This is a genomic window from Flavobacterium sp. ZB4R12 (assembly GCF_048276375.1).
GTDB lineage: Bacteria > Bacteroidota > Bacteroidia > Flavobacteriales > Flavobacteriaceae > Flavobacterium > Flavobacterium gawalongense.
Map to the genome: position 1 here is coordinate 130,377 of NZ_JBLNKS010000011.1, position 6,022 is coordinate 136,398.

Here is a 6,022-nt window from a genome sequence, read left to right on the forward strand (position 1 = left end):
TTGGATATTTTATAATTGATTTACTTTTTTCTCCAAATTTGGTCCTAATTCATACAAACTGGAAAGCAATTCTTCTTTAATAGGTTGTACTTTATCCATTTCTTTGTTAGACTTATAAATCATTGCCAAGTGGTATTGTACTTTCGGTTCAAATGATTGTCCAACGACATATCTTTGTGCAATTTCCAATGCTTTTTTATTTTCACCCAAATTCAAATACGACCATGCCAATAAATCATAGGAATCAGCTGTGGGCCTGTGATCCACTTCAATCTTAGCAATTTCTAATGCTTTTTGAGCGGTTTGTTTGTCATCAGCATATATCAAAGCACTGTATTTGTTGTACATCGCGCCATAATTATTATTTTCCATCATAGAAAAATAAGCGTTTCTATTTTTTATTTCCTCGCTTTTATTTCCTTCAAATTGAGCAATTTGAGATTTCAATAAATAAAAATCTGGTGTATTATGAGTTGCAGCAATAGCATCAATAATTCGAGTCGCCTCAGTTGTGTTTCTTTCTTTCGAAAAAACAATCCAGGCAATTCCTTTTAAAGCGTAAGAATAATTAGGATCTATTACTAATGTTTTCAAGAAACTGTCATACGAATCCTGAATTCTACCGGCATGACCATAAAAATCCCCCAGATTAGAATAGGACCACACTTTTAGTGCTTTATTATCATATTTTTCAGCAATATCTCTGGCTTTTTCCATAAAAGTTATAGCCGTTTTCAAATCGCCTTTGTGATCATTCCACTTTGCCAAACGAATCAAATAATCAAAATCATTCATGTCTCTAATAGCATTCAGATTTTTAACAGCTTCAGGATAATTTCCGAGTTCCATTTGAACGTCGAACAATAATTTTATGGTTTCTTTTCTGCCCTCGCCTATCGCTAATGCTTTATTTGCTAATGCTAATGCTTCTTTAAAACGATGTTGAGAGATATAATTTCTTGCTAAAGATCGAACCGTTGAAACTCTTGAATAATCATACGCTTCATTCGACTTGGTTAATAATTCTTCCGTTTTATATAAGTTTTTGACATCTCCAGTGTATTCGAAAATTGTACTGTAATTTGATGCTAATTGACTTAAATAGCTAATTTGGTTTGGAGCTGCATCGAATTTTTTCTGCCAAAAATCAATTTCATTTCGTGCAAACGTCAGTGATTTATTGCCTTTAATATTCAAATACTTAGTATAGTCTTCTTTATTGGTAATTTGTTTTGATTTAGTCTCGCAACCGAATATAAATAGGATTGTGAAAACCAAAAATGGGATTATTTTTAAAGTTTTCATACTCTAATTGTTTTGCTTGTTTGTTTGTTTGTTTGTTTGTTTGTTTGTTTGTTTGTTTGTTTGTTTGTTTGTTTGTTTGTTTGTTTGTTTGTTTGTTTGTTTGTTTGTTTGTTTGTTTGTTTGTTTTTAAAAAAACAGAGCGAAGATTATTACATACGCTCTGTTTTTTATAAATATTACCAGGCTGAAGCCAAATATGGGAAAGTTGTTCCGAAAGTTTTGTCGTTTGCATCAACGTTATCTGAGGTAAGACCTGGATTTGAACCTCCTGTTGGTCCTCCAAAAATTAATAATAATTCAACATCAATTACATCATCAGCCAAAGCTCTTCCTGTTAAAACATTAGTCCCGTCAAAGAAAGTTGTTTTTGCTGTTTTCGATACATTCAATACATCCGTAGCCAAAAGACCTGTAAACTGAGCTGCAGTTTGACCTAAAGCATTAGTAGTAAAAGCTGGATTCAAAGCCAATAATCTAGATTGAAAAATAGATTGGTATTTAATTCCCATTGCCGAAGGAATTGCGGCATTAAAATCATCTTTAGGTTGACCCGAAGCGATAAATACTGTATTAATAGCTGGTCTGGCCATTTGATCTTGCTGAACAAAAGTTCCAGAAAAATCTAGACTTACATCACCTCCATTAGAATCGTCATTATCACAATTTACTGAAACAACTGCAGCTACTAGTGCGATTGTTATAATTTTGAATTTATTTGTTTTACTCATGATGTTTATATTTAGTTATTTTGGAAATCGTGAATCTTCGATTTCGTAATTTAAAATTTAAAAATAAAATAGTTATTGTTTTTTCTTTGTTTCAGCCCAAACATTTAATGTGCTTGAAGTTCCTAACATTGCTTTTGGAACTTCTACCACTAATGAAAGTACATTAGTTCCTGCAAATGTGTCTACACCAGGATTATTAAACCCTGAAGCAGTTCCACCAAGAATTGCTTTAAATTGACCTAAATCAAAAAAGAACGGATCGTCTCTTGGCCCTGCAAAAAATTTCATTCCGTTTTTCTCAGCAGTTAAAGCACTTGAACCATAAGATGAAATTGTTACACTTCCTGAAGCAGCTGCAGTTTTAATAGTACTTGATGTTCCAGTTGTACCTGGAGCAACTGGTCCAAAGAAATACATTTTGTCATCTTTCTTAATTGCTTGGATAACTAAATCTTCAACATTGTCACCAGTGTTGTCAATATTAATCTCAACCATCACATTTTCGTCAAATTTTGCAACAGCAGTTGCATTTGGACTTAACAATCCTTGCGTGTTTACAGCAAATACTAAATTGTTAATGTCTTGTCCTTGAAAAGTGTACACATCAGTAATATCTACAGCACTACCAGATGCTGTTGCCGGAGCATCAATGTGATCCGCAGCTACTAAAATTAAGCCCGAAACCGCCATTAGCGACAGACCTAAAATCATTTTTGTTTTTTTCATTTTGTTATAATTTAAAAGGTTATAGAAGCATTTACGGGATTGCATTCGGTTTGGTTTTAAAAATCATAAAAAAAATAAAATAAAAATTAATTTATTTCATAAATAATTGATATACAGTAAATTAAATACTTAAATTAAATACAACTATTTTTAAATTAAATTTATTTTAAAGCAGCTATTCATAAAATTTGCCAATTGTGAATAAGAATGTATAAGTTTGTAATAGCAAAATAAAAAGTATATGACCCAAGATGAATTGTTAGTATTAATTTATAAGAAAGATGAAAAGGCATTTACACATCTATATGATATGTATTCTAAAAGCTTATTTGCAGTAATCAATGTTCTTGTAAAAAACAGAGAAGAAGCGGAAGATGTGCTTCAGGATGTATTTGTCAAAATCTGGAAAAATATTGATTCCTATCATGAAAGCAAAGGACGTTTCTATACTTGGATTCTAAATATTGCCAGAAATACATCTATCGATAAACTGCGTTCCAAAAATTTTAATAACGGTCAAAAAAACCTTTCTTCAGATAATTTCGTACATCTATTTGACGACAGTAACAAACTGGTCAATAAAATTGATACCATTGGGATTCAAGAGTTTGTAAAAAAACTAAAACCCAAGTGTATTCAAATAATAGATTTACTGTTTTTTAAAGGGTATACCCAACAAGAAGCTTCCGATGAATTGGAAATTCCTTTGGGAACCGTTAAAACTCACAATCGAAACTGTATTAATGATTTAAGAAATTATTTGAACGTATAATGGAAGCAAAAGAATATATAGAATCAGGTATTTTAGAACTCTACGTTTATGGTTTACTAAGTGAAACCGAAAATGAGGAAGTGAACGCCATGGCAAAAAATAATCCAGAAATAAACGATGAAATTATTGCTATAGAAAAGGCAATTGTAGCTTTATCTTCCAGTTTTTCACCGTTTCATTCTGTGGCGAATTACGAAAAAATCAAGTCCAAACTAGAGCTTAAACATGCTAAAGTAATCGAATTGGAACCTACAAGAAATTGGTCGCAATACATTGGTTGGGCAGCAGCAATTCTATTGTTAGTAGGCATTGGTTACCAATACAATCAGTTGGAGCAAACCAATACTCAGGTAGTAAACGCCGAAGTGGTGAAAGCAAAAATGGAAAAAGATTTGAATGCTTTAGAATTAAAAAACAAAGCAAGCGAAACTAATTTAGCAGTTGTAAGAGATGCAAATAATACCGTTGTAGCACTTGGTGGACAAGCGGTTGCACCACAATCTTCAGCAAAAGTATATTGGAACAAAGAAACCAAAGTGGTTTACGTAGATGCCGCAGGATTACCAGAACCTCCGGAAGGAATGGTATATCAGGTTTGGTCCTTAAAATTGAATCCGTTGACTCCTACAAGTATTGGATTATTAGACAATTTCAAGCTTAATGATCAAAAAATGTTTGCTGTAGATAATGCAACTGATGCCGAAGCTTTTGGTATCACACTAGAACCTAAAGGCGGAAGTTTAACTCCTACAATGGAACAATTATATACGCTGGGAAAAGTGTAAAAATCACTTATTCTTAATACTAATAAAAAAAGGTTCAACTTTACAGTTGAACCTTTTTTTATTCAGAACTAACGAAATAAATTGTATAGAATAAATATAATGAGATTACACTTAATTTTAAAAAAACACATTTTTTGAAGACTAAATCCTATTAAATCTATTTTAGTAAAAATAATCAAATTGAATCCTATCATTTAATAATAATGTAAAACCCAGAATCAAAGTATCTAATGTGACTGTATTCCCACTGAGAGTATAAGCTGAATTCCTAACCCTTAATCCGTTAATAAACATTTTTACTTTACTTTTAGCAGACGGAATTTGGGATAAGACAAAAGTAGATTGTAATAAATTAGAATAAAGCTCATCAGCTACATCTTTTACACTATTATCAACATAATCTTTAACCGATTTTACACTTGGGTATTTCGTATCTGATGCGCCATCGGTGGTTACGTTTGTACTTTTATTTGCTAAAGCTTCTTTGGTCGCTTCTGCAGTCGTAGCACGGGATACTTCTGAAGCTAAAGCAGTTGAACTCGATGTAGCCGAGGCGTCAACATAATCTTTAACCGATTTTACACTTGGATATTTCGTATCTGATGCGCCGTCAGTGGTCAGGTTTGTACTTTTATTTGCTAAAGCTTCTTTGGTTGCTTCTGCTGTTGTGGCACGGGTTATTTCTGAAGCTAAAGCAGTTGAACTCGATGTAGCCGAGGCGTCAACATAATCTTTAACCGATTTTACACTTGGGTATTTCGCATCTGATGCGCCGTCAGCGGTCAGGTTTGTACTTTTATTTGCTAAAGCTTCTTTGGTCGCTTCTGCTGTTGTGGCACGGGTTATTTCTGAAGCTAAATTCGTGGTCAATGCAGTTTCTGCAGTCGCAGCACGGGATACTTCTGAAGCTAAAGCAGTTGAACTCGATGTAGCCGAGGCGTCAACATAATCTTTAACCGATTTTACACTTGGATATTTCGTATCTGATGCGCCGTCAGTGGTCAGGTTTGTACTTTTATTTGCTAAAGCTTCTTTGGTTGCTTCTGCTGTTGTGGCACGGGTTATTTCTGAAGCTAAATTCGTGGTCAATGCAGTTTCTGCAGTCGCAGCACGGGATACTTCTGAAGCCAAAGCAGTTGAACTCGATGTAGCCGAGGCGTCAACATAATCTTTAACCGATTTTACACTTGGGTATTTCGCATCTGATGCGCCGTCAGCGGTCAGGTTTGTACTTTTATTTGCTAAAGCTTCTTTGGTCGCTTCTGCTGTTGTGGCACGGGTTATTTCTGAAGCTAAATTCGTGGTCAATGCAGTTTCTGCAGTCGTAGCACGGGATACTTCTGAAGCTAAAGCAGTTGAACCCGATGTAGCCGAGGCGTCAACATAATCTTTAACCGATTTTACACTTGGGTATTTCGCATCTGATGCGCCGTCAGCGGTCAGGTTTGTACTTTTATTTGCTAAAGCTTCTTTGGTTGCTTCTGCTGTTGTGGCACGGGTTATTTCTGAAGCTAAATTCGTGGTCAATGCAGTTTCTGCAGTCGCAGCACGGGATACTTCTGAAGCTAAAGCAGTTGAACTCGATGTAACCGAGGCGTCAACATAATCTTTAACCGATTTTACACTTGGGTATTTCGCATCTGATGCGCCGTCAGCGGTCAGGTTTGTACTTTTATTTGCTAAAGCTTCTTTGGTCGCTTCTGCTG

Annotated in this window: 6 protein-coding genes; 2 read left to right on the forward strand and 4 right to left on the reverse strand. The window is 34.5% G+C overall.

The genetic code is table 11. The annotated features are described in order from the left end of the window. Window positions 1-9 precede the first annotated feature (9 nt). From ACNO7W_RS09815 to ACNO7W_RS09825, 3 genes are all read right to left on the reverse strand, one after another. Complete coding sequence (locus ACNO7W_RS09815) at window positions 10-1,305, reverse strand: tetratricopeptide repeat protein (protein WP_417938005.1); 1,296 nt, start codon at window positions 1,303-1,305, stop codon at window positions 10-12. Between the two features lie 176 nt (window positions 1,306-1,481). Next, entirely contained in the window at window positions 1,482-2,033 is a 552-nt protein-coding gene (locus ACNO7W_RS09820; protein ID WP_143388832.1) for a DUF4331 family protein, read from the reverse strand. Between the two features lie 72 nt (window positions 2,034-2,105). After that, window positions 2,106-2,759, reverse strand: coding sequence for a DUF4331 family protein (locus tag ACNO7W_RS09825; RefSeq protein ID WP_143388833.1), 654 nt, complete (start codon window positions 2,757-2,759; stop codon window positions 2,106-2,108). A 241-nt stretch (window positions 2,760-3,000) separates the two neighbouring features. On the opposite strand from ACNO7W_RS09825, the gene ACNO7W_RS09830 reads away from it, so the two are divergent. Together ACNO7W_RS09830 and ACNO7W_RS09835 are read left to right on the forward strand one after the other, a co-directional pair. After that, entirely contained in the window at window positions 3,001-3,531 is a 531-nt protein-coding gene (locus ACNO7W_RS09830; RefSeq protein ID WP_417938006.1) for an RNA polymerase sigma factor, read from the forward strand. Beyond that, entirely contained in the window at window positions 3,531-4,316 is a 786-nt protein-coding gene (locus ACNO7W_RS09835; protein ID WP_417938007.1) for an anti-sigma factor domain-containing protein, read from the forward strand. Before ACNO7W_RS09830 ends, ACNO7W_RS09835 begins: the two co-directional genes overlap by 1 nt. Before the next feature lie 162 nt (window positions 4,317-4,478). Here the strand turns inward: ACNO7W_RS09835 and ACNO7W_RS09840 are convergent. Beyond that, on the reverse strand, window positions 4,479-6,022 hold a 1,544-nt coding region (locus ACNO7W_RS09840; protein WP_417938008.1), incomplete at its 5' end, for a hypothetical protein.